Raw genomic sequence first — 21,909 nt, 5'->3', positions numbered from 1 at the left:
CTCCTATTTTGTTCTGACTGGCAGAATCATATATCTGTAGTTTTCACCTTCAACCGGCATTATGAACGCAGGAGCGATTTCACCGGAAAAACCTAGGATAATTTCTTTATCAGTGACATGTTTCAGGCAAGTTATAAGCTTTCTCGGGTCAAGACCAATCTTTACATCTTCTCCGAATACATTACAGAAAATCTCTTCATCAAATGAACCTTTTTCGCTTTTCATTTCTAATCTTATCGAATCAGCTTTGGAAGTTATCTTGAGTGGTTCACTTATTACACCCTTTGCTCCAGATTCAAAAACCAACATTGCTCTTTCTAGAGATTGTGTTAGCTCCTTTGTATTAATTCGAACCTCTGTTTTGAACTTAGAAGGTGCATATCTCTTATAATTCATATATGTACCTTCAACTACTCGTACAGATACTTTGATGTTGTCTGTGGTTATCAGTGCAAAGTTATCTGATAAATCAATATTTACCATACCCTCACCAGTTATAGATTTTGAAACATTCTCAAGGGATTTGCCGCATAGAAGAGTATCTGCCTCTGGTGCATCAATCTTAAATGATTGCCATGCAACCATATATCCATCAATGGCAACAAATTCAGCTTTTCCATCTTCAATATTGATTTTTATGCCGGTAAGAGTAGGTTTTTCTTCTCCCTCATACACAGCAAAAGCTACACCATTAATCGCATCAACAAATAGTTTTTTAGCAACTTCAAAACTGATTTTACTTGTAATGTCAGGTATTCCCGGATAATCAGAATCTATAACTGCCATCTTCATAACAGCTTTGCCAGCTTCTAAGTTCATTTTCTTGTCTTCAACAATTATGTCCAACTCTTCGTCAGGCATCTTTCGTGCGATATCACATACCATTTTCGCATTCACTATCGCACTGCCTGGACTTATTACCTCACATTCTATTGGATATTCGATTGTCGATTCTAAATTATTTTTAACAAGTTTTAGCGTTCCATCTTTAGCTTCAAACAGTATGCATTCCAACATTGGTTGAATAACCTTTCCGGCTGTCGGAACTGCTTTTGTTACTGTATCTAAAGCTTGAACAAGTGTGCTTTTATCAATTGCAATCTTCATTTAAGTACCTCCTGACCTCATCAAATTTACCTTTTACCCAAATCTTAAAGTTTGAAAATCCATAGTGCACATCACCAATAAGGTTAGGCATCAAAGTTTCCAGAAGCACATTTCCTATGGCTGTAGCCGTCTGAACTGGTACCATGTTACCGATATATTCCCTTGCCTTTCCATCACTACAGTCAATTAGTTCGAACGGTGTGCCATCCCTCATTGTTCGTGGAGCTCCTTGCAGCATGGCCATTTCATAAGTAGTGATAGGTCTATGCCATGTGCCATCTGCTGCAATAATTATGTAGATACCTCTGTCATCTGGTCCTGGGATTCTCGGGTCTGCCACCGCAGCTGCTCCTGCGTGTATATCCCCGCTGGCTGTGATAGTTTTTGCTGGTTCATTCCAATCCATTACGCCGTAGTTACCTGCTCCTGACCATTTACGAGGGTCTGCTACAGCTGAAACTCCTGTGCTCTGTCCTACACCTTTAGTAGATGATGTCACAGCGTTTGCTGCTTCGTCCCAAGGAACTATACGCCATGCACCTTTCCATTGCTCTCTACCAAAATTCTCAAGAGCTCTCCAATCCTTCCCGGCCGGAATGAGTGACAACCGTTCCCATGTTCTCCATGCTAGATTGGGGATTCTATGCATCTTGCCACCTTTTTCAATATCCCCCGGCATTGGTAATGGTCCAAGAATATCTCCTATTGATTTCATTAAAAGCTTCGGAGGCTGGAATACAAAATCAGGAACCTTACTTGGCAGACGTGCAATTAAAAGATATCTTACTCTGTGTTGCCCCAGGCCACCCCATTCGCCACAATCGTATAAGTCTTCATGGAATACATAACCCCGTAGTGCCAGCTTAGTTTTTATCTTCTTAAGAACATCTCGTCCTCGGTCTTTATCTCTGATTCCCGGAACATTCTCCATAAGGAGTATAGCTGGCAAATCATCGAACCATGCTTCTAGCACCAAGTCAAAGACTCTTTCTGGCAACTGATTTAATGCCTGATATTTTGGTAGCTGGGCTGTCTTTTTTGGGAGTAGCCTGCTGAATCCTTTGCACGGTGGGCTCATCACCACAACATCCGGAGTTTTTCCGCATTGTTCCCGTACCTTTGAAGCTTTTAATTCCTCCCATCCAGGTGGTGGCTCCTTACCGTGAAATAATATGAATTGCTCCCGAGTGAATAGGTCTTCACATACCGCCTTACTTCCAGTAACCCGTTCATAGTTTTTACAAGCCACGGCATCGTTGTCATATCCGGCTAGCATTTTAAAATTGCCCTTAATTCCTTTGTATTCATTTTCTGATTGTTGAAGTCCAAGTGTCTGACCTCCCACCCCGCAACAAAACGCAACTGCATATAATTCCATTTGATTATTTGTTAAATTCATTTCACACCTCGTATTTATATAGCATCATCCAACAATTCTCTTTTCCATCTAAAACCTGCAGCTGTCTTTTGATTTCCTCTGATTACTTCACATATAGACTCTGCTGAAATATAGTTGTTTCTGGCAGCTTCACGAATGCTTTTATAAAAATCTATAATCTCACCGGATTTTCGGTCAATTTTTAAAACAGGAATGCAGTTATTATTTTTACCGCCGGTTCTTCTCCCGAGCTCTTGTCTTGTAATCCATTCAAGATTTCCAGCGTAATCATCAAATCTAAGCCCGTTTTTATGCCACAAAACCAGTTCTGGTTCAGGCTTTTCCAAGAAAGCAACTGCGACGATTGCATGCACAACATACTCGCCGTATTTACCTTGAAAATCTACTTTGACAGCATTCCATTTATCATGCTTCCGGTATGTTTTAATATGTTTCGTTTTACCACTTTTAAGAATTCTACGAAAATTACCATAGTTACTAACTTGATATTTGACTGACCCCGGAACCATTACCCAATATTCAGGAATCTTACCAGATTTACATCTCACATTACCCCTCCTCGTCTATATCAGGGTCAAAGTCTGTTTCTTCCTCAACCCATGTTGTATCCTTAAGAACTAGCTTGTCTATCCTGTCAAAGATGCACGGTCTGGTATCCAGTAGCTCTTCTGTTGTCTCAAACACGTCAAATAGGCTCAACAACCCATTTCTTTTTGCGACCTGAAGCTTTCGGATTTCATCGGCCATACCTTTTCTCATGAAAACCTGCCATTGCTTGTTATGTGTTCTTCGGAGCATTGCCATGTGATTGTTTGGATAGAGCAGGTCTGTACCGCAACCCATGCAGCCATTACGTTTAATTTTATGAAACTTACCCTCCGAATCCGTCCACCCCATATCATATAAACTTGAATATGGGAGATTGTAACGGCGAATATATACCCATATATCATCATCAGTCCAAATACTGATGGGGTTACAGTGCCAGAATGGATGGCCATATTTATCTGTGTGTGGCCTATGAGATTCAAATAAGTATCCTCGGGATATAAAGTTTGTTTGCCGAGACCGAGATTCCGACGCCATAAGTCCTTTGAAAATTACATCAACATCAAGTTCAGCCTGAAGTCTTTCGCTTGGTTCCTTCTTCAATGTGTCACAACAGGCTTGTGATATTTTAACCTGTCGAAGGATTTCATAGTAAGCAAGTAGTTTTGGATCTTCAGATTCACTTTTAGAAAATCTTAGGAAGCAATCAATATTGATTCGGTGAGCTTTGAGTTTAGAAAACGATTTTCCTAACAATGGCCAACCGTATTGGTCAACGCACCACCAATATGATTTTCTTGTTCCTTCAGGCCAGATAAGATTTTCTTGCTCAAATTTTACTCTTAGATGTTCTGGGCAGGCAGTTTCTAATGCCGCTGTGCTTTTTAACTTACCATCTTCTTTCAGAACCTGTTCGACAAGTTGGTTGTCTATAAGATACTGGAGAATTTGCTGCTGTGCCTTGTATTTATAACTCGGACAATCAGTTTTCAATGGACAAGCTTCATAAAAACAACCTTTGCCCCATTCTTTTCCTAATTGTCTTGCAAATTTTAAACATTCAGGATATTCAACTCCAGTATTACCGTAGATAATAACTGTCTTTTCTGCATATTCAGGGAAATATGTTCTTATGATGTGCCATAAAACAAGAGAATCTTTCCCACCGCTAAATGCTATTGCTGCCCTGTGTTTGCATACAGAATATGCTTTTTGTATAGCTTTTTTAGCTTCATTAATCTTGTAATCTAAATCCCGTTTTTGCTCTTTTTCAAGGTCTTTATAACTTATATACATCATGTTATAACCTCACTCATTTAAAATTGTTGTAGTCAAATCTAGCCAATATGCTGGGGGTTCAAGTCGAACAAATACTCTTTGACTTTTTTTGAAATATTTCATTTTGACGGGATATAAGAATTGTTTAGAATATTTTTGAATTTCAGCTACCAAATCATCTGTAGATTTAGCCATGTCAAGTTCGATATTCAGACTCAATTGCTCCCATATCTCAGCCATTCTGTGAAGCACCTGTTGAAGTGTCCTTTCGGCCCTCGCCTTATTTTCTGGCGTGTCTGTCATATATTGGGTACGCTCGTACTCTTTAGCGTTGCGGAGCCGCCCTTTAAGTTTTTCAAATTCCATAATTAATTTCGTGTCCATGATGCACCCCTACTAGAAAGGAAGTTCTCGACCATTTTCATCGTAGTATTTCTCAGACGTTCTAGGTTCCCAAGCATCGCCCATCTGTGCGCCTGTTTCAGTTTTACCTAAAAGTCTGTATAAAACATCTTTGGGAATACATCTGTCTAGGATTTCTTTGTATCTTTCATAATAATCTTGCTCAATCATTGGCATTTGACTCGCCACCTTCTGCTAGCATTTTTTTACTAAGGTCAGAAATCAGTTTTTTTGTAGATTCCGGCAACATTGAGTATTCTTTTATTTGCTGCGCTTTTATTCTGTAACTCTTTATAAAATTCGACTGTACAACAGTACTAAGGACATCAATGTCTATATTTGCCCACTCTCGGAGCTGATTAGGACTGCCAACGAGTTGTTGACATATTTCAGGGAGGTTTTCAAACATCTCTTGCGCTTTTGACTTTTCATTTGGACCAGTACGATAATTTGCACACTTAATTGATTTTAATACCAATTCCCACGCTTCCATTTCAGAAAGAGTCTGTGGTTGAGTTAACTGAGCAATTTTCTTCTTGATATCAGCTAATGTTGGAGGAAATTCAAGAGTGCAAATAACTGATTTTACAGCTTCTGTTACGATTTTTGCATTATCATCAGCAAATAATGTCGCCCAGAGATTCAGTGCTTCCTGTTTTTCTTTTGCGGTCTTATTTGCATAAAATCTGGGGTATGCGGTCTCAAGAATCGTCATAATAGCTGCTGTTTCCTGCATTGTCATTCTCTTGCATCTCCTTTGCTAAATCTGCAAAACTGACTGTCTTAGTTTGTTTTGGCGCATCTCTGCTTTTCTTAGCTTCATCCTTAATTGTTTTCTGATAATTGTACTGTGTAAGTGTCTTAACTCCGTCACGAGAACAGTTACCCAAAACACGATTAATCCAACTCCACTTTTCCCGCTTGCCCATGCTGTCTTTGAGAACTTCAAGAATTAATTCTGGTTCTAGGCCATCAATATCTATAGCTTGAGATAATATCTCAACCTGAAACGGTGTTATAGGGTTAATGTTTTGATTGAAGAACTTAAAGACTTCACCCACTTTTGACCGTCCTTCCTCCTCTTCTTCTATTGGGTTAGGTGTATATGTAGGTATAGGAGAAGGTGAAGGATTACGGTGTTCTTCGGTACTTTTCTGTGATTGTCGGTGATGGTCGGTGTTTTTCGCTGATGTACGGCGTTTCTTTTCCGGGATGTATGTCTGGTACTTATAGAAGGATTCTGGTGGAAAGCTTAGCATCTTACCGTTATCTGATAATTGGACAAGGCCAAGTTTTATCATCCCATCAACAGCATGCTGAATATCTTCTTCCGTTTTGTCTCTTCTTGCCGGAATTACCTTGTTAAAAATCTCATATGGATCTGCAGTTATAAAGCATGTATCCTCAGCATGTGGAATCATCCAAGTGTATAGCAGTGCTGCAAAATCTCCATATTCTATCGCCAATTTATTGACGGCTTTATCAATTGAAATTTCTGTTGAGATGTATCTGCGTCTTGCCATTTACATACCGCCTTTATATTGACGGTCAGGGGCCTCGACCTGGCCCCACCGTCTGTCTATGTGAACTGTTAGGGTTTACTTATTCACCTTGAAGGAATTCAGGCTTGTCACCAGAAGACTCAACTTCTGTTGTGTATTCCACTTCAATTGCATCAGAGTTATCAGGATACTCAACTGAATCTGGATTTGTAACGTCCTCATTCTTGATAACTCCACCATCAGCAACTTGAGCCTTTTGCATCTCAACTGAGAGAATTCCCCACTTAGAAAGAAGTGTCTTTATTACAGTTTTTAAAGCCATTGAATCGAAATCTTCAACCCACCTGCCATAGCCTCTTTTATAAGTCTGACTATATTTCTTTGCATGTTTTTCTACTCTTTCCTTTGTCCAGTACAATGCCTTTTCAAATCCATTTAAAAGAGCAAATTTTGCGACATACCCTATAGGCTTTTCGTCTGGTTTGACATCGTCTCTAGGTTCGTATTCAAATATGCCGAGCAGTTCATCATAGTATTTCACTTCACCAGCGTATACCGGTACCGCTCCAATCCCTTTATACTGTCCGGTCCTTAATGCCAATTGTACATATCCCTTGTAACCCATTTGGAACTGAGCTACTGACACACCCTTTTCTTTAAACGGAACAATCCATGCATAACCAAGGTTTTTATCAATGGGCAAATCTAATGTTGCAGCCACAGCGGCGGCCATAATAATAGATTTAGGTTCTGCATCCATCCCCCTTGAGACATTTATAATGCTTGATATAAATTGAGGTGCCTTATCCTTTAAGATATCTGTAAACCTGTTCTTATATTCAGGCAATGCCAACAGTGATTTTACTGTTGGTGCCTTTTGAATTGCATTTTGATTATGCATTAGTTGATTTTTCAATTCTTCATTTCCTTTACCTGCTAATGCCATTATTTATTCGACCTCCTTTTTATATTGCGAGCAAAAAAAACATTGCTCCATCTTCACCCTTGCAGTCATTTCTGCAATAAGACTCTGTGTTACCGCACATTACTGTGCATACTGATAAATAAGCACAAGTTGAACAAAAACATTTTTCACATTCTGTTCCCAAGTTTAACAAGTTTATTTTCCTCCTATCCTATCCTCAGCACTCTTTGCGGCTTTCTGGTAACCGTGTATGTACTTCCAGCCTGCATTTTCCAAGATATCTTTTTGTCTCCAACGAAAGCCAATTCTGCATCACCCATTGCAGACATAAATTCCTGTTTTATGGCCTCTTGTTCTTTCTGCAACCCCTTGATTTCCTCCGAAAGTTCTTTGTAACGGATTCTTTTGTCAGCCATATGGTCAAGATTCAAAGCTTTATCTTTAAGTTCCTGAGGATACATGGATTTCAATATACCAGTATCCACTTCACTTCCTATTGGAGCGGGGGGATTCTTTTTTAGAATGTTCTCTGTCCAGAACTCATGTACTCGGTTCTTAATTATTGCAATTATTTCTTCATTTCGAGGAATGTATCTCCATAAAAGATGCTTGTCTATCAAAGCTACAACAAAGAAGTACGGTAATCCAGTAACAGCCATGTAGTGTTGAGTTTGAAGGAAATAGTTATCAGGCAACGTGTTCTCCCTCCAGTTTTTAGCAGTAAAGCCGGAACCTGTTTTAATTTCAAGTCCACCTAATTGTCCAGCTGGTATGAAGCATTCTTCCCATTCGCCTTCTGCCACCTGAACATTAAATTTATAATCATTTATTGGTGCTAAGAGTCCGTCGATATTTGCAAGCATGTAAGGGTTTTCTTTTGATTGCATCATGTATGAAAACTCTTCAACATCAATTTGATAACCGGTTGTGCTCCAGAATTTTTTAGGGAACTTCTCACGAATGATTGGTTCCAGTGTCTTCCCCCATTCAATAAACTCGTTCTCAATTTCGTTAATTTGATTTGACATCTTGTCCATGTAAACAGAAAGCGGACTTGCGTAATTGCTTTTTCCAAACAGCGCAGCTATCTCACTGCCACCAACACCTGTTTTACGGATTTTAAGCCAATCTTCATTTGTGAGAGTGTTGACATCAGCAAGAATGTTGACATTTTTCATTATTGTTTCAGTGTTCATGCTCCCACCTGACCTTTCGTTTCAACCTTCATTTCACCTCTAGTTACCAGGGTCACGAAATACTGATATTCGTCATCAGCTTCAATCTGTCGGAAGAATTCATCTCTGGCATCTTCGTCCAGTGATTCTATTCGGTCTACACATATAAGTTTGAGTGGCGTATCTTTGGCATAGGCCTTAGCAATATCAATACAGATAGTGATCTGTTTTGCTGTATTGTGTTGCTTAAGCGTCAGTCCTTCGAAAAGAACAATGTTTTCTTCTTTATCACCATTCTTAATGGTTCCGATTGATAACCCATCAACTGGCAACTTAATAGATTTCAGCAGTTCAGCAGGCTTCTTGCGGCACAAATCAACAAACCGGTCATACTTTTCAGCAATAGCCGTTTCTTTTTCAAGCCGAGCCTGAACATTCTGGAGGTTGTGTGCCATCTCAACAAAACCTTTCATTATCTCCGCTTCTTTGTATTGTGCTTCCAGAGGCTCAATATCAACTTCCAGATTCTCCAAAAGGTAAGTCTTAGCATCTGACACCTTTTTTTCTGCTACTTCAATTTCTTTCTGCCGGTTCTCTTCAATGGCCTTAATAGCAATGTTCATTTCGTTGGTGAAAGATTCAATCTTCGTAGTAAGGATTGAGTTATCAAAGTTGTCCAGGTCTTTTTGATTGAGCTGAATCTTTGTTTCACAATCCTGAATTGCGGCTTCTTCATCTCGAATTAGTGCTTTCAGCTTTTCAATCTCTGCTTTATGGTTCTCAATACTGACTTTTACAACCTCAATTTCATCCCGAATGACCTGTTTCTGCTCTTCAACAGATTTCTTTGCCCTTTCAACTTTGAAGTCCCTCAGATCTTCTTGCTCCTTAACCTGTAAATCGTATTTATTGTTGATAGCCTGTTTCTTGGATTCCAGCCCATCAATCAATTCCTGAGCTTGTTTTCGATAATTATTGACCTGTTCGCCTTTTCGGATTTCATCCGACATTTCCATAAGTGAGTAATTCTCCCATTCAGCTACATCATAGTTATCTGGTAGCTGCTTCTTTAAGGCTTCAACTTCTGCTGCTGTTGCCCTTACTGCTCCATTTGCTTCATGCCGTGCATCATACCAGTATTTTTCTAGTTCCTTTAATACAAGCAGCCCATGCATGTTTGGGTTTACTGGCGGTACCTTACCTTCAAACCATTCTTTCATGTCAGACTGAGAAACCGATATTGGCATCATTGAAAGAAGAATTTTACTCTGCTCTTTTGGAGATTTGGTCATAAAGTCAACCGGATTGAAGGCAAAAACATCTTTGCGCTCCTTGGTTACACCGAATAACTGGTCAAGGAATGTCTGGGGTGCTCTTACAGGAATTCCGTCTCTTGTAACCTTTACTCCGCTTGTCCCGTCCTCATTTACAGTTCTTTCAACCTTCATTCCATCGTCGGTTTCAATTTCTATGTATGCCTTTTCTGCTCCGGTCCTTACGAATTTATCTCGACGGTCAGTATTGTACAAAGCCTTTTCAATAATCTCCAGGATGCTGGTCTTTCCTCTTGCATTTCCTCCCGAGATAACATTTACATTTCCAAAATTATATGTTGACTCTTCAATTCCCAGAGCCTGCCGAGTCACAAGTCTTTTTATCTTACTCATATTTACCTCCTAACTTTTCTAGTACCCAGAAGCATGCTCTTCTGTCTGGCCTTAAGCTTATTGAAACCCTCCACAGTAATTACAACAAAGCTGGTTTCGGTTTCATTGACCAGGTATTCAACATCTTTACCATATCTTTCTTTTAGGTCCGCTATTGCCTCGTCTATGTATTTCTGGAATTTACCCAACTGTAACCCCTCCATTTAGCCCAGCCCGTAAAGCACATTCTGTGCAAGCAGCCTTGACATCAAAATTATTTTTAAGTAACTCTCGGTGCTTATCGGATTCCCAGCAGCTCTCACCGCAGATTGGACATTTCACCAGTTTCCAATCTGCGGTGGTTCATTTATATTCTTGTACTTAGGCATACAAAGAACCCCTGAGTCACCTGATTTCCATGGCCACACTTTAGTTTTCATGCGAATCACCGTCCAAACTGATACTGTCAAGCTTACTCTGAAAAGCCTGCATAATGTCAATTGCCTGTTCCAGATCCCTGGCATACCAGAGTTCATTTGATAGCTGCTGTTTCAAGGCCCAGACCTCGTCTTTCTTTTTGCTGATGTCAGCAATTCCAGCATTTATAAATTCCTGAATTGGACTACCTTCTCTGATAGAATCATAACTGTTATAGCGATTCTCCTTGTTCTTACCCTGAGTATAGTCACGAATTGTTTCTTCAAATTCTCTTTTTTGCTTTTTGAGTTTTTCGATTTGCTCATCAATTTCTTTAATTGATTTCATAGCAGCGGTTAAGCCGAAATGTTCAAATGCTTCTATTTTGCGTTTTTCTTCAAGTTCTTTCTGCCTATTGTTTAGCTGCCTAGACTTGCTTTGACATTTATCTTGAAACATCTTCAAAAATTGCTCAATCCTTCTAAAATCCAAACCTCTGTCATTACGGATTATTTTTACTTCACTCACCAGTTGATCGACCTCCCTCCATCATATTCAATCTCTAGAACTATAACTTCTTCAACTCTGAACACTTCTCCATCCCAAACAACAATGTGTGTATTTGGTTCCTGACGGTTCTCATAGCCATTTTCCGTATACTCTCTCTGTGGCTTGAAATCTGATTCCTTTAAAATTCCATCAAACGGCTCTAGCTTCAAAATCAGTACATCATTTAATGACCCTGACTCGAATTCAGAATCTTCTGTATAGTAGTTTAGGAATTCTTCAACCTCGTCCGTATTGTCGCAAAGCTTGTTTTCATCCTGATAATTATCAAATATGAGATATTTCATAGATTCTTCACGGGCAATTCGAGCTTCCAACTTTCTATCGCATTCAGCACAGGTGCAGTATGCTGGGTCTGTTTTATTTTGAGACATCCATTTATATGGATCGTGATATGTAGATAGTTTTTCTGTTCCTCCGCATGTTTTGCAAACTAATTCACAATCAACTTCTTTCATCACGGCGTTATATTTACTTAAGTAACTATCTGAATAATTATTCTCAAGACACTTGCAATCAACACCATCCGGATATACCTTTTTGCATTTCGAACAATATTTCACATCCTCGCCCCCTTTTACGACCACTCAGGCCCGATATGGAACTTCTTACAGGCTTTATCAAATCGATATTCTTCGCCAGTTATCCTCTTATAAATCCATCTGTTTGTGAGATATACTTCGGGGAGTAAGCTTAATTCCTTATCCTTGGAAGTGTCCCAAGCAACAAGATTTCTTGCTATGGTTCTGGCCAGCTCATCATATAGATTTATTTGCTTTATGATTTGCTCTGCATCCGCTTTGTTAGCATACAACTCGCCAACAGTTTTGAAGTTGCCTTCCTCGGTCTTGATCTCCAGACCGAAACCTTTATTATCAAATATCATCTTGCAGTCAGTTCCTACTATGGATTCAAGTTCCTCCGTGGTTCTTATATATGGCTTTGCTTCTATCTTCAAAGCACCACCTCCTTAGAAGGATAAAGAACCATGTTTATCCTATCAATTTCACTTATTCCGTTGATGTTCTCTGCCATATTCCTGACTTTCTTTAAAAGTTCCATCAAATCAGTATGTTTAAATTCACCTTCTTGCCCCATTAGTGCCAGTCTGACTTTTCTAATCTCGCAGGCCAATTCAGGAAATTCAGAGCAGCTTTCTGTTTCGGCTTCTGCTAAATGACCAATTGCAAGCCAGATGTGCATTGGATAACCCTGACAGCATTCTGTTGTAAGCACAATAGCTTGTGCTATGTGTTTTGAAACACAGAATAAACACGTTTCTCTTATGACAATCCCCTCCTAATCCACACTTTCATATTTTTAATCATACTTATTTGTGCTTGGTCTATATCATATTCTTTTGATATAATCCTTTGACTTCTTTGATCCTTTCTGATACTCTCTATCTGTTTCCAAGTCAATTTCCCTCTGCGCTCTTTTACATCATCACTTAATTTAACCCCATGCTTGGTTTGTGAGATTTTTCTTTTTGTTTCATCACTTACACCGTGTCCGATTAAGGCATTTGAAATTTGTATCATTTTCCGATGGGAAGCTGAATATAAACTTCCCCATCAAGCTGTATAGCTCTTACTTTGCAAGGAGTTTGGTCGCATTCAGTTATAAAGTCTTTAAAATCAGATAAGTATAATTCTCCAAGGTTTACACTGTTGACACAGTAGCAACGGTCTTTTTCAAACATAACTTAAATCCCTCTTTTCCAGCATTGGCATATTTACATCGAACTCATTTCGCTGTATAATTCAATTGTCAATTTTGTTTAGCGCCTTAGAGGTGCTTTTTCTTTATAAGTCTTTAAATGTATCAATAAAAGCTACTATCAAAAGTGGAACTAATGCTATTAAGAACTCTCCGCCTGCCCCATCATAACCCCTTACTTTATCTGCGTAACTTGAAGCCCAAGGTATCAGACCACAACCGCCAATTAAAGCAAGTACATATGCAACAATTCTTCTTTTTTTGCTACACGTGGGACAGGAATATGAAAACCCTCTTTTGTGCAATTGAATTTTCTTGATGCCACCGCATCCTCTACATGTCGCTGGCAACTGCATCTCCCCCTTGTTTAAACTGTAACCTTAAATGATCTGCTATAAGTGCAATAAATTCAGAGTTGGTTGCTTTGTATTTTTTAGTACTAACTGTATAGCCAAAAAGCGAATTAATTACATCATGATTTCCCCTGTCCCATGTAACTTCTATGGCATGTCGGATAGCTCTCTCAGCCCTACTGGGAGTAGTACCATTATTTTTAGCTATAAGTGGATATAATTCTTTAGTAATACCATCAATGATGCGTGGATTCTGTATTGTTGAAATAATTGCTTGCCTAATAAAGTTAAAACCTTTTATATTACGTGGCATACCGATTTGACCTAAAAATTCGGTTACTTCAACTTCAATATCCCCACTGCAAACTTGATGCTTCTGATTGATTTTGATTGGCTCATTTGCAGTTGTAGAAGTGAAATGCCTGTAGAAATCTTCAAGAGCCATAGTGACGGTCTTGTCACTCTCATTAATAGATACTTGCATATAAATTACCTCCAGATTTAATTTTGAATTGAATTTAGATTTGGTTTCGGGTGGCAACAGCTGCAGCCTGAGCCACCCACAGCTAAATAAATAATTAGAATACCCGTGTAGTTTACTTTGCTTTTGGGTTTTGGCAGGAAGGTCGATTGAAGCTCATGCTGACGGCATTCGAATTCTTAAGTTTCCCATGGGAGCCGGTTAGCCTATTGTTTTACGCCTTCACAGGCCATCCACACGTCTGTAGACCGTTCACTCCAGCACCTTTCCAGGTCGCTTTACACCTGAACTTCAATCTTTCTTCCTTGGGCCCCGATATGTCGGGGCGGGCATTGTTGTTTTTTGTGGAGAAGAATGGATTGGCTACCACTATCACCTTTGCTTTATCAAGGTTTTATGCTTTTCACCAGCATTATTTATGCTACTTCTCCATGAAGGCGGCACATCCAACCGCCTTTAGTCCCAATGAATAAATGTAATAATTTTTTGAGTGCTAAAAATTAAATATTTTTGACAGCCGGCTTTATATTCCCGGCACATTTACCATCACCTCCTTGGGGGGTGGTATCGGGCTTTAGGATTAACCCGCAAGAACCTTTAGCTCTGCTGCCAATAACTTCCGCTCTTTACTGTAAATCCTGCTTATTTGGGCTTGTGATAATCCGACAGATTCAGCAACATCTTTTTGTTTTTCACCAGTGACAAGTCTTTTAAGAATCGGATAATTATTGAGTTTTGTTATTATAGATTTTGTGTTTAATTCGCCATCGAAATCATGTTCACAACCCAGAGAATCCATTAGGGTGACTGTCTCGTCTACACCTTCAATAGATGAATCCAACGAGACTATATTTAGATGTTTCTTTTGCTTTCTCATAAAACATCCGATTTCGTTTGAAATTACCCTAGTTGCGTATGTTGCAAAGGCAAATCCTCGTGACTTATCAAACGTCTTACAGGCCTTCCAAAGACCTATACGAGCTTCTGCCAATATTTCTTCATAGTACATTTGTGGAGTGTTTGAGAGCCATTTCTTTGCGACGTATGTAGTAAGTTTGATGTTGTTTTGGTAGAGTTCAAGAGCTTCATTCAAAGGATATCACCACCTTTAAACTAAATATTTAATTCTCATTTTCTGAATAATATTGGTAAAAATCTCTTTTAGGTACTTGTCCTCTTCTATTGCATCAAGTTTGCAGAAACTATCAATAACAGATTTAGTGGCCCCCGCATCGGATAAACGGCGTCTTTTGTTACGTACTCTGGTTCCTAAATCAGCTCTTGTTTTTTCCTCAAGAAGTTTATAACTTTCATTCCAAACGCCTTCATAATTATGTTTACTTTTTCCTGATTTAACGATATCGGATATACTGGCATTTACATATTTGCGCCACTGGTCTTTCGGTAGTTCAGCGAGAGACTCTTTAATTTCTTTGATGGTTTCTTTTGCAGCAGTAGCCTCCGACTGAGCAGAAATGGCAATTTGCTTTGTAACTGCAAGTTCCTTTTCCTGTTCGGCTAATACTGCAATAGCCTGCTGTAAGATCTGAATTTGTGTTTGAGGGACAGCGTCCTTTGTCCTGAAATATGTATCAACAAGTTCCTGATATACTTCCCATGCTTTATCTGTGTTGAGTGACTTAGCGTGAAGCAATGCACCTTTTTCTGTCCAGAGGTAATAATAATTAACCGTTGGAGCGATTCCGCAATTTGCGGATTCCTTAAAACTCCTTAATTCTTCTCCTTCCAACTTAAAGAAATGGGTTCCTTCCTGATAGCGTTCTCTGTTTCTTTGAAAATTTTCACTGATTCGCTTGATTGCTACTCCATAACCATCAGCTAGTTGCTGTGTAGTTAGAACTCTTTGATTTTTAAATTCAACCGGTATAATATCTGACACTGCTTGTCCCTCCCTTTTGTATTGAAGCCCGAAGCTAATATCAATTGCACCTTCAACCTTTTTCATCAGTTCATCATCCAGACGCCCTACATATTCACGAAGTCTACATTTATCAATTGTCCTTATCTGTTCTAGGCATATAGTAGAATCTTTGTTTAACCCGTAACCTTTAATTTTGACGTGAGTCGGTAGCTTTGTTTTTGTCTGTGAAGTTATAACTGCTGCTATAATAGTCGAACTGTACTTATTACCTATATCGTTTTGAACTATTAGAATCGGCCGGACGCCACCTTGTTCTGACCCAATATATGGATTGAGGTCAGCGTAAAATATGTCTCCGCGCTTTATTTTGTTATGCATGACCCCACTTCCTTTCATGAGCATAATTTGTTTAGTCTGCTTTTCGGTAACTTTAGTTACCATCTGTGCAAAAAATTTTTTCCATTGTTATATTAGGGTCAAATTTCTTAAAATATGTTGTGATGTTTACCATATCGGGACGCTTCCATTCGATTTTACCGGACATTTTACCTGTCACTGATGCAGGAGCCTTGCCAATGATTTGTGCAAGCTCAGACTTGTTTATTTCATATGTTGCCATTAGCCTTGAAAGCTCTTTAAATTTAACCATTGAATCACCTCGCTTTCAATTAAGTTGACAGGTAACTATTGTTACCACGTTTTGATATTACACCCTTGTATAAATATTGTCAATATATTTTTTTAATTTTTTTAAAAAAATAATTGCTTTTTTAAATAAACATTGCTACAATATTGGTAACAAAAGTTAACATATTTTAAATAAATGTTTATTAGAATCGAGGACATAAAGCAATGACTTTAGAAGTGTTTGGAAGTAGAGTTTTGAGTTTAAGAGGCGAAAAAGGTTTATCACAAAGAGAAATGGCAGAAATATTGGGCGTTTCACATGTAGCTGTTGGATATTACGAAAACGGTAAACGGGAACCAACATTATCTATAATGAAAGCTTACGCTTTATATTTTGATGTTACTTTAGATTATTTAGTAGGGTTATCTGATTCTAGGAGGTAATTTTATGGCTAAAAACAGAACGAGAAATCCTAATGGTATGGGAACTATAAGGAAATTGCCAAATGGTGGTTATGAATGGCGACAAATGAAAGATGGCGATTTACGAACTAGAACTGCAAAGACCTTGCCAGAACTCCAAGAAAAAATTAAAGAAGTGGCAAACTTACCAATAGTAAAATCCAAATACAAAGTAAATGATTGGTTTGACAGATGGTTGAATGTATATGTTGAGCCTTTAAAGAAAACTGCAACGTATGAACAATATAAAACTTTATGGGAAAAGCATATTAAACCACAAATCGGATCTAATTTAATTAAAAAAATAACTTCTGTTGACATACAGGAAATCATTTCTAGTATGAATAAAAAAGGCTTATCCACATGGACTATGAAACACACAAGAAAAGTATTGCATATTGCATTTAGTCAGGCTTTTAAAGAGAAAATAATTGCCGAGAATCCAGTGAAAGATATAGAAATTCCAAACAAACAAGCTAAACCACGAAAAACTTTAACTATCCAAGAACTTAAAATAATATTTGATGCATTGAAAGAAACAAGATGGTATTGGTGTTTTAGGTTTATGCTAGTTACTGGGCTAAGGCGTGGTGAAATTTTAGCTCTAAAGTATTCAGATATAGATTACAGAAATCGAAGAATTATTGTGGATGAATCAAATAGCTTAAATGGAATTGGTGATACTAAAAGTGCCAAAGTGCATTATGTTCCTTTATCTGAAGAAGCAATATACTTTCTTTCTAAGCAAAAAGAAATGCTGTTGGAAAGGGTTAATCCTGCATTGTTTAATACAGATTTAAAAAAATTAGATTTAATATTCCCTTCAGAAAATGGGCATTTAATGAAGCCTGATAGTTTGAATAGTGTTTTAGATAGAATTAATAAAAAAACAGGTCTACACGTAACTCCGCATATGTTTCGCCACACATTTGTCTATATGAGTAAAGGCCGGATGAATCTAAAAGAACTTCAGGAGGCTCTTGGTCATGACGAATCAACTACCACATTAGATATATACGGGACAATGTTAAGCGATACCAAAACGACTGCGAGCAAGATCGACGACGTATTTAAAGGTCTTGATGATGAAATGGAAAAAATAGAAGAAAAATCAAAAGAAATAGAGATAGCAAAGGTAATTGATTTCAATAAACGAAGGAAAGCAAAGTAAGCCGAAAGGCTTATTTTTTTACTTATAAATAACTTATAAACTTATAAATTACTTACAAATTTCACCGATGTATTTTCCATTTATTGGGAGGTAACTATTGTTACACGCCTATGTATATATTGATTTTTAAAGGTTTATTAAAATTTATTAAACTTGGATAAAAGAAGGTTTAATGCTTGGGGTGCAAGAGGTCGCGTGTTCAAGTCACGTCATTCCGACCATAGTAAATAAGGGAGTGTCGCAAAACTACTTAAAAAGTAGTCAGCGATGCTCCCTTCTTTTGCTCCAATATTTTTTGTTGTTAAATTGTTGATTACTCTGTAGTTAATTCCCTATTTTGTGGAATTTGAGCGCACTTTAATAGGCCTATTAGATTTCGTTGGAATTTTAGCAGGCTTTTACTTCATGAAGTTCTTTTCCACATCGGTCATTTTGAATTTTGGAGTGTAATTTGTTTATGTTATAGCCAAAACACAGCAGGATAAATTCGGTTTTAACACTGTTTTTCCCTCGTGTTAAAAAACGGCTGAAATTGTAATCACTTTTTAGAACTCCAAAGGCTCCTTCAACTTGGATGGAACGATTTACCCTTAGAAGAATGCCTTTCTCCGTCAAGATGTTTTCATAAGATTTTTGTCTCTTTTTTACAAATGTCTTAGATACCTGCATTTTGCGATTTCCTTGGGCTTTTGTACACTTAGACTTATAGGGGCAATTACTGCAATCTTCACATTCATATATGCTAATCTCGGAACGATATCCTGTTGCTGATTTTCTATGAGTTGTTCCTGACATTTTTAATTGTTTTCCATTATGGCACGTATACTCATCTTTCTCTTCATCATAATGCATATTTTCACGCTTGCTGATATCTTTCTTGAAGCTTTTCTTCTTCCATATCTCGTATGTTTGAGGTTTTATATAGCTTTTCTGATGCTTTTCTTCCAAATACAGATAGTTTTCTTCTCTCTCATAGCCAGAGTCTGCAATTACGTTTTCATAACATCTGCCTAAGTTTGATTCCATACTTTTTAGAAATGGGATTAGTGTAGCAATGTCATTCCTATCCTGAAAAATTCCAATGCCAGTAACATACTCGCTTTCAACTCCAATCTGAACATTGTAGGCAGGTTTTAGCTGAGCATTACGCATGTGGTCATCTTTCATATGCATGAATGTTGCATCAGTATCCGTTTTGGAATAACTGTTTCTCCCCTCGAACAGCTGGTTATGGGCATTGTATTTTTCCTGACGTTCTTTAAATTCCTTGAACTGCTCTGTGAATCTTTGTAATTGAGTTTTACGTTTTCCGATTCCATGAACAAATTCTATGTTATCTTCTTTTTGCTTGTCCTTTAAATATTCAAGAACTTGCTCTAAATCCGCCAATATGCTATCTTTTGATACTGAAAAGTTAGTCAAATATGACTGGTTTATATCCTCTAAGCAAGCTTTTATTTTCTCAAACATCTTTGCTTCGTTTTTATTGACTACTTTCTTCCATACAAAGGTATAGCGGTTTGCATTTACCTCAATTTTAGTACCATCCACAAAAAGGTTTTCAAATTTAACTTCCCCGATAGAATGCAGGTGCTGTACCATTTGATAGAATAGGTCTTCTATTGCCTCTGGAAGATAATCCTTACGGAATCTGGCTATAGTTGAGTGATCTGGCTTTGATTCCCCTTGGAGCAACCACATGAAATTAATATCTCTTTTACATGCAGTTTCAATTTTTCTACTTGAGTATATGTTATTTGAGTTTGCATATGTTATTACCTTAAACATGGTCTTTGGGTCAACTGCCGGTTTTCTTCCAGTAGAAGAGTAAGCCTTATACAACTTTGTGTAATTCAATCCCTCCAATATTTGGCTTAGCAGTCTGACAGAATCATCTTCAGGTATTAACATCTCCAAATTTAAAGGTAAAACTAATTGATAGTATCCGTTAAATTCGGTATAATTTTTATGTTGCATAAGTTTTTTCACAAATTAAATTATACAACACTTGCGGGCCCTACGGGACCCGCATTTTACTATTTTAGGGACAAAAAGGGGACTGCTACCCAGTGAATAAATTTATTCATTGTGCAACAGCCGCTTATTTTTACTTACTTCTAAATATTTAAATATTCATTTTAAAAAAATTATTATTTCCATACTAGAAAAACACCGGAATGCATATAGCAATCCGGTGTTTTTCTAGTCTTCTTTTGTCTGTAATTCACTTATATGATACGTTATACATTTCGAGGCCTTTGGTGTTCTAGTAATCTTTGGTGCTGTATTTTTATTTATCATAGCAGCAGCTTTTACAGCTTTAGCACTACCTGTTCTTTTGGCCTTTGCTTGTAAAAGCTTGCCTAAATTTGTACTACAATGTTTGTTACTACAACTTCCATTAATAATCATTGACCCACACTTACAAAATTCTACCATATTATTCATCCCTTCTCGTTTCCTACAAAATATTAGTATATCACAAAAAGGGTAATAATTGTAATGGAAATAAATGTAATTGATAAAACCTTACTTCTTCATAACTAATTTTAACGTGACTTTAAAATTAGCTGTTCTCTTACGCTTTGTTTTAGCATTATAAAATGTCCTGTATTTATTTCTGCGTACATTAGTAACGGGATAAACTCTCAAAACCTTATGTATCATTTTAAACCTACCTATCCATAATATCCCATATAATATATCGGCATTTTAAAGCAAAAAAATAGCCTCTTATAAAACAAGGCTACAGTTTGGGAGTATTCTGTTTAAAATACACAAGGTTAATAAAGTTTACCCTTTTTAGTAAATAATCTGTAAACTATATATCCAGCAATAACAAGGATTGCTAATGGTATTAATTTTTTAAGGATAAACCCTACTATGCTAATTACCGTTATCAGTAAAAATATGGCTACTATTATAGTTATTATTCTTTTAGTTTTGTCGTCCATATACTTCTATCCCTCCGTTTTTATTATAGGTAAATTATACACTATATGTATTCTCTTGTCTATAAAAAAAATTAATTATTTTGATTCAATTATTAATTTTTTTAATATTTGAATCAATTACATTAATTTTTGTACCCTTTAGCTATCAAATTAATTGATTGTATTGCAAAGTCAACTTCATCATTTGTATTAAAACAACCTACACTTAATCTCACAATTCCGGATTTTATTGTTTTAAAATGTGAATGTGCCAACGGAGCACAATGTAGTCCCGCCCTGCATTCTATTTTGTACTGCTTGTCAAGCTGATAGCATACTTCTGTAGAATCCACTCCATTAATGTTAAAAGCCACTATTCCACTGTTTTCTTCCATATTTTCAGGGCTAAACATCTTTATATTATTAATACGGCTTATTCCATCAAAAAGTCTGACAGTCAGTTCATCCTTTTTTTTACGAATTTTATCAATACCATTTTTTAGAATAAACTCTAATCCTGCCCCAAGTCCTGCTATACCAGGTGTATTAAGAGTTCCGCTCTCAAGTTTGTCTGGCATTATTTCAGGTTGGTACAGCAATTCAGACCTACTTCCGGTACCACCTCTCATTAGTGGCCTAAGCTTTATTTGAGGTGATACATATAATCCGCCTGTACCCTGAGGGCCAAGAAGTCCTTTATGTCCAGGAAATGCAACCATATCAGCATGAACCCGGTTTACATCAAGTTCTACACTACCCAATCCCTGCGATGCATCTATCAGATACATTATTCCGTTATTCTGTGCTATTTTCCCAATCTCTTCTACAGGCATAATAATACCATTAACATTTGAGGAAAGTGTACATACAATTAATTTCGTTCTTTTATTTATACTTTTTCTTATATCTTGAGGATCAACACGTCCAAAACTGTCAGCGCTCACAATGGAAAGTTTTACTCCATTGTATTTTTCAAGTGTCTTTAGTGGCCTTACTACTGAATTATGCTCCATACAGGTGGTAATAACATGATCTCCAGGTGAAAGGCTTCCACAGATTGCTATATTCAAAGCCTCTGTTGCATTTTTTGTAAAACTTATATTCAGGCTATCCTCTATTTTTAGCAACTTTGCAATACGTTCACGTGTTGTAGTCACAGCTACAGCACTGGCAACAGACATTGCATGACTACCTCTACCTGGATTTGCGCAGTAGGTTCTCAGACATTTATCCATTTCAATATATACAGATTCAGGTTTTGGATAGGAAGTAGCAGCGTTATCTAGATAAATCATAATATACCTCAACAATTTT

Annotated in this window: 29 protein-coding genes and 1 pseudogene; 2 read left to right on the top strand and 28 right to left on the bottom strand. The window is 37.5% G+C overall.

Annotated features, from left to right (window positions below):
* Nucleotides 1-3: 3 nt before the first annotated feature.
* The 24 genes and pseudogenes from dnaN to K412_RS0116485 form a co-directional block, all read right to left on the bottom strand.
* Complete coding sequence (gene dnaN, locus K412_RS0116615) at nucleotides 4-1,107, bottom strand: DNA polymerase III subunit beta (protein ID WP_024834129.1); 1,104 nt, start codon at nucleotides 1,105-1,107, stop codon at nucleotides 4-6.
* Nucleotides 1,091-2,506, bottom strand: coding sequence for a DNA cytosine methyltransferase (locus K412_RS0116610; protein WP_024834128.1), 1,416 nt, complete (start codon nucleotides 2,504-2,506; stop codon nucleotides 1,091-1,093). Before K412_RS0116610 ends, dnaN begins: the two co-directional genes overlap by 17 nt.
* Before the next feature lie 14 nt (nucleotides 2,507-2,520).
* Nucleotides 2,521-3,054 carry an NUMOD4 domain-containing protein gene (locus tag K412_RS0116605; protein WP_024834127.1) on the bottom strand — a complete coding sequence of 178 codons (534 nt, stop codon included), beginning with the start codon at nucleotides 3,052-3,054 and terminating at the stop codon, nucleotides 2,521-2,523.
* A gap of 1 nt (nucleotide 3,055) precedes the next feature.
* Complete coding sequence (locus K412_RS0116600; protein ID WP_024834126.1) at nucleotides 3,056-4,354, bottom strand: phosphoadenosine phosphosulfate reductase family protein; 1,299 nt, start codon at nucleotides 4,352-4,354, stop codon at nucleotides 3,056-3,058.
* A gap of 9 nt (nucleotides 4,355-4,363) precedes the next feature.
* On the bottom strand, nucleotides 4,364-4,717 hold the full coding sequence (locus tag K412_RS0116595; RefSeq protein WP_024834125.1) for a hypothetical protein: 354 nt from the start codon (nucleotides 4,715-4,717) through the stop codon (nucleotides 4,364-4,366).
* Between the two features lie 12 nt (nucleotides 4,718-4,729).
* Complete coding sequence (locus K412_RS0116590) at nucleotides 4,730-4,912, bottom strand: hypothetical protein (RefSeq protein ID WP_024834124.1); 183 nt, start codon at nucleotides 4,910-4,912, stop codon at nucleotides 4,730-4,732.
* Nucleotides 4,899-5,477 (bottom strand): replicative helicase loader/inhibitor, encoded by a 579-nt coding sequence (locus tag K412_RS0116585; RefSeq protein WP_024834123.1) that lies wholly within the window; start codon nucleotides 5,475-5,477, stop codon nucleotides 4,899-4,901. Before K412_RS0116585 ends, K412_RS0116590 begins: the two co-directional genes overlap by 14 nt.
* The gene (locus K412_RS0116580) at nucleotides 5,437-6,258 is read right to left on the bottom strand and encodes a DnaD domain-containing protein (RefSeq protein ID WP_024834122.1); all 822 of its coding nucleotides are present in this window, start codon (nucleotides 6,256-6,258) and stop codon (nucleotides 5,437-5,439) included. Before K412_RS0116580 ends, K412_RS0116585 begins: the two co-directional genes overlap by 41 nt.
* Nucleotides 6,259-6,337: 79 nt before the next feature.
* Entirely contained in the window at nucleotides 6,338-7,183 is an 846-nt protein-coding gene (locus K412_RS0116575; protein ID WP_024834121.1) for a recombinase RecT, read from the bottom strand.
* 185 nt (nucleotides 7,184-7,368) lie between these two features.
* A complete protein-coding gene (locus K412_RS0116565) occupies nucleotides 7,369-8,358 on the bottom strand; it encodes a YqaJ viral recombinase family nuclease (RefSeq protein WP_024834120.1) in 990 nt (329 codons plus the stop codon).
* Nucleotides 8,355-10,004, bottom strand: coding sequence for an SMC family protein (locus K412_RS0116560; RefSeq protein WP_024834119.1), 1,650 nt, complete (start codon nucleotides 10,002-10,004; stop codon nucleotides 8,355-8,357). Before K412_RS0116560 ends, K412_RS0116565 begins: the two co-directional genes overlap by 4 nt.
* A gap of 2 nt (nucleotides 10,005-10,006) precedes the next feature.
* The gene (locus K412_RS0116555) at nucleotides 10,007-10,192 is read right to left on the bottom strand and encodes a hypothetical protein (RefSeq protein ID WP_024834118.1); all 186 of its coding nucleotides are present in this window, start codon (nucleotides 10,190-10,192) and stop codon (nucleotides 10,007-10,009) included.
* Between the two features lie 220 nt (nucleotides 10,193-10,412).
* Nucleotides 10,413-10,928, bottom strand: coding sequence for a hypothetical protein (locus K412_RS0116545; RefSeq protein ID WP_024834117.1), 516 nt, complete (start codon nucleotides 10,926-10,928; stop codon nucleotides 10,413-10,415).
* Nucleotides 10,925-11,530 carry a hypothetical protein gene (locus K412_RS0116540; RefSeq protein WP_024834116.1) on the bottom strand — a complete coding sequence of 202 codons (606 nt, stop codon included), beginning with the start codon at nucleotides 11,528-11,530 and terminating at the stop codon, nucleotides 10,925-10,927. Before K412_RS0116540 ends, K412_RS0116545 begins: the two co-directional genes overlap by 4 nt.
* A 14-nt stretch (nucleotides 11,531-11,544) precedes the next feature.
* Nucleotides 11,545-11,925: a hypothetical protein gene (locus K412_RS0116535; protein ID WP_024834115.1), complete on the bottom strand. Its 381-nt coding sequence runs from the start codon at nucleotides 11,923-11,925 to the stop codon at nucleotides 11,545-11,547.
* Complete coding sequence (locus K412_RS0116530; protein ID WP_024834114.1) at nucleotides 11,922-12,170, bottom strand: hypothetical protein; 249 nt, start codon at nucleotides 12,168-12,170, stop codon at nucleotides 11,922-11,924. The genes K412_RS0116535 and K412_RS0116530 overlap by 4 nt, the downstream gene beginning before the upstream one ends.
* A gap of 80 nt (nucleotides 12,171-12,250) precedes the next feature.
* The gene (locus K412_RS0116525; RefSeq protein WP_024834113.1) at nucleotides 12,251-12,508 is read right to left on the bottom strand and encodes a hypothetical protein; all 258 of its coding nucleotides are present in this window, start codon (nucleotides 12,506-12,508) and stop codon (nucleotides 12,251-12,253) included.
* On the bottom strand, nucleotides 12,505-12,669 hold the full coding sequence (locus tag K412_RS22375) for a hypothetical protein (RefSeq protein WP_157833843.1): 165 nt from the start codon (nucleotides 12,667-12,669) through the stop codon (nucleotides 12,505-12,507). Before K412_RS22375 ends, K412_RS0116525 begins: the two co-directional genes overlap by 4 nt.
* A gap of 103 nt (nucleotides 12,670-12,772) precedes the next feature.
* Nucleotides 12,773-13,036 carry a hypothetical protein gene (locus K412_RS0116515; RefSeq protein ID WP_024834112.1) on the bottom strand — a complete coding sequence of 88 codons (264 nt, stop codon included), beginning with the start codon at nucleotides 13,034-13,036 and terminating at the stop codon, nucleotides 12,773-12,775.
* On the bottom strand, nucleotides 13,020-13,523 hold the full coding sequence (locus K412_RS21005) for a sporulation initiation factor Spo0A C-terminal domain-containing protein (RefSeq protein WP_024834111.1): 504 nt from the start codon (nucleotides 13,521-13,523) through the stop codon (nucleotides 13,020-13,022). Before K412_RS21005 ends, K412_RS0116515 begins: the two co-directional genes overlap by 17 nt.
* A gap of 577 nt (nucleotides 13,524-14,100) precedes the next feature.
* The gene (locus K412_RS0116500; RefSeq protein ID WP_024834110.1) at nucleotides 14,101-14,613 is read right to left on the bottom strand and encodes a sigma-70 family RNA polymerase sigma factor; all 513 of its coding nucleotides are present in this window, start codon (nucleotides 14,611-14,613) and stop codon (nucleotides 14,101-14,103) included.
* Nucleotides 14,614-14,628: 15 nt separating this feature from the next.
* Nucleotides 14,629-15,420 carry an ORF6N domain-containing protein gene (locus K412_RS22370; protein ID WP_242835733.1) on the bottom strand — a complete coding sequence of 264 codons (792 nt, stop codon included), beginning with the start codon at nucleotides 15,418-15,420 and terminating at the stop codon, nucleotides 14,629-14,631.
* A 24-nt stretch (nucleotides 15,421-15,444) separates the two neighbouring features.
* A pseudogene (locus K412_RS22825) lies at nucleotides 15,445-15,780 on the bottom strand (type II toxin-antitoxin system PemK/MazF family toxin); the annotation flags it as partial.
* A 52-nt stretch (nucleotides 15,781-15,832) separates the two neighbouring features.
* Entirely contained in the window at nucleotides 15,833-16,051 is a 219-nt protein-coding gene (locus tag K412_RS0116485; RefSeq protein WP_024834109.1) for a hypothetical protein, read from the bottom strand.
* Nucleotides 16,052-16,254: 203 nt separating this feature from the next.
* Here K412_RS0116485 and K412_RS0116480 point away from each other — a divergent pair, with 203 nt between their 5' ends.
* Nucleotides 16,255-16,473 (top strand): helix-turn-helix domain-containing protein, encoded by a 219-nt coding sequence (locus K412_RS0116480; RefSeq protein ID WP_051461057.1) that lies wholly within the window; start codon nucleotides 16,255-16,257, stop codon nucleotides 16,471-16,473.
* Between the two features lie 4 nt (nucleotides 16,474-16,477).
* Complete coding sequence (locus tag K412_RS0116475) at nucleotides 16,478-17,662, top strand: tyrosine-type recombinase/integrase (RefSeq protein WP_024834107.1); 1,185 nt, start codon at nucleotides 16,478-16,480, stop codon at nucleotides 17,660-17,662.
* Between the two features lie 387 nt (nucleotides 17,663-18,049).
* Here K412_RS0116475 and K412_RS0116470 read toward each other — a convergent pair whose 3' ends face one another.
* The 4 genes from K412_RS0116470 to K412_RS0116455 all read right to left on the bottom strand — a co-directional run bounded on the left by K412_RS0116470 (nucleotide 18,050) and on the right by K412_RS0116455 (nucleotide 21,890).
* Nucleotides 18,050-19,639 (bottom strand): IS1182 family transposase, encoded by a 1,590-nt coding sequence (locus K412_RS0116470; protein ID WP_034848255.1) that lies wholly within the window; start codon nucleotides 19,637-19,639, stop codon nucleotides 18,050-18,052.
* Between the two features lie 225 nt (nucleotides 19,640-19,864).
* On the bottom strand, nucleotides 19,865-20,101 hold the full coding sequence (locus tag K412_RS0116465; RefSeq protein ID WP_024834105.1) for a hypothetical protein: 237 nt from the start codon (nucleotides 20,099-20,101) through the stop codon (nucleotides 19,865-19,867).
* A gap of 344 nt (nucleotides 20,102-20,445) precedes the next feature.
* Nucleotides 20,446-20,616, bottom strand: coding sequence for a hypothetical protein (locus K412_RS22590; protein ID WP_173585616.1), 171 nt, complete (start codon nucleotides 20,614-20,616; stop codon nucleotides 20,446-20,448).
* Nucleotides 20,617-20,738: 122 nt separating this feature from the next.
* Nucleotides 20,739-21,890 (bottom strand): aminotransferase class V-fold PLP-dependent enzyme, encoded by a 1,152-nt coding sequence (locus tag K412_RS0116455; protein WP_024834104.1) that lies wholly within the window; start codon nucleotides 21,888-21,890, stop codon nucleotides 20,739-20,741.
* Nucleotides 21,891-21,909 lie beyond the last annotated feature (19 nt).

Origin of the sequence: Ruminiclostridium josui JCM 17888, from assembly GCF_000526495.1 — a bacterium.
Taxonomy (GTDB): Bacteria; Bacillota; Clostridia; order Acetivibrionales; family DSM-1351; genus Ruminiclostridium; species Ruminiclostridium josui.
Note: the sequence above shows the minus strand (reverse complement) of the source record. Positions and strands in the feature narration are given on the sequence as shown.

Excerpts from the sequence above, each read along its gene's own strand:
- K412_RS0116565 (WP_024834120.1), bottom strand. The coding sequence starts at position 8,358 with ATGAACACTGAAACAATAATGAAAAATGTCAACATTCTTGCTGATGTC.
- K412_RS0116470 (WP_034848255.1), bottom strand. The coding sequence starts at position 19,639 with ATGCAACATAAAAATTATACCGAATTTAACGGATACTATCAATTAGTT.
- K412_RS0116455 (WP_024834104.1), bottom strand. The coding sequence starts at position 21,890 with ATGATTTATCTAGATAACGCTGCTACTTCCTATCCAAAACCTGAATCT.
- K412_RS0116610 (WP_024834128.1), bottom strand. The coding sequence starts at position 2,506 with ATGAATTTAACAAATAATCAAATGGAATTATATGCAGTTGCGTTTTGT.
- K412_RS0116525 (WP_024834113.1), bottom strand. The coding sequence starts at position 12,508 with ATGATACAAATTTCAAATGCCTTAATCGGACACGGTGTAAGTGATGAA.
- K412_RS0116590 (WP_024834124.1), bottom strand. The coding sequence starts at position 4,912 with ATGCCAATGATTGAGCAAGATTATTATGAAAGATACAAAGAAATCCTA.
- K412_RS0116600 (WP_024834126.1), bottom strand. The coding sequence starts at position 4,354 with ATGATGTATATAAGTTATAAAGACCTTGAAAAAGAGCAAAAACGGGAT.
- K412_RS22375 (WP_157833843.1), bottom strand. The coding sequence starts at position 12,669 with ATGTTTGAAAAAGACCGTTGCTACTGTGTCAACAGTGTAAACCTTGGA.
- K412_RS0116580 (WP_024834122.1), bottom strand. The coding sequence starts at position 6,258 with ATGGCAAGACGCAGATACATCTCAACAGAAATTTCAATTGATAAAGCC.
- K412_RS0116475 (WP_024834107.1), top strand. The coding sequence starts at position 16,478 with ATGGCTAAAAACAGAACGAGAAATCCTAATGGTATGGGAACTATAAGG.
- K412_RS0116465 (WP_024834105.1), bottom strand. The coding sequence starts at position 20,101 with ATGGTAGAATTTTGTAAGTGTGGGTCAATGATTATTAATGGAAGTTGT.
- K412_RS0116585 (WP_024834123.1), bottom strand. The coding sequence starts at position 5,477 with ATGACAATGCAGGAAACAGCAGCTATTATGACGATTCTTGAGACCGCA.
- K412_RS0116530 (WP_024834114.1), bottom strand. The coding sequence starts at position 12,170 with ATGCACATCTGGCTTGCAATTGGTCATTTAGCAGAAGCCGAAACAGAA.
- K412_RS0116560 (WP_024834119.1), bottom strand. The coding sequence starts at position 10,004 with ATGAGTAAGATAAAAAGACTTGTGACTCGGCAGGCTCTGGGAATTGAA.
- K412_RS21005 (WP_024834111.1), bottom strand. The coding sequence starts at position 13,523 with ATGCAAGTATCTATTAATGAGAGTGACAAGACCGTCACTATGGCTCTT.
- dnaN (WP_024834129.1), bottom strand. The coding sequence starts at position 1,107 with ATGAAGATTGCAATTGATAAAAGCACACTTGTTCAAGCTTTAGATACA.
- K412_RS0116485 (WP_024834109.1), bottom strand. The coding sequence starts at position 16,051 with ATGGTTAAATTTAAAGAGCTTTCAAGGCTAATGGCAACATATGAAATA.
- K412_RS0116575 (WP_024834121.1), bottom strand. The coding sequence starts at position 7,183 with ATGGCATTAGCAGGTAAAGGAAATGAAGAATTGAAAAATCAACTAATG.
- K412_RS22590 (WP_173585616.1), bottom strand. The coding sequence starts at position 20,616 with ATGGACGACAAAACTAAAAGAATAATAACTATAATAGTAGCCATATTT.
- K412_RS0116480 (WP_051461057.1), top strand. The coding sequence starts at position 16,255 with ATGACTTTAGAAGTGTTTGGAAGTAGAGTTTTGAGTTTAAGAGGCGAA.
- K412_RS0116595 (WP_024834125.1), bottom strand. The coding sequence starts at position 4,717 with ATGGACACGAAATTAATTATGGAATTTGAAAAACTTAAAGGGCGGCTC.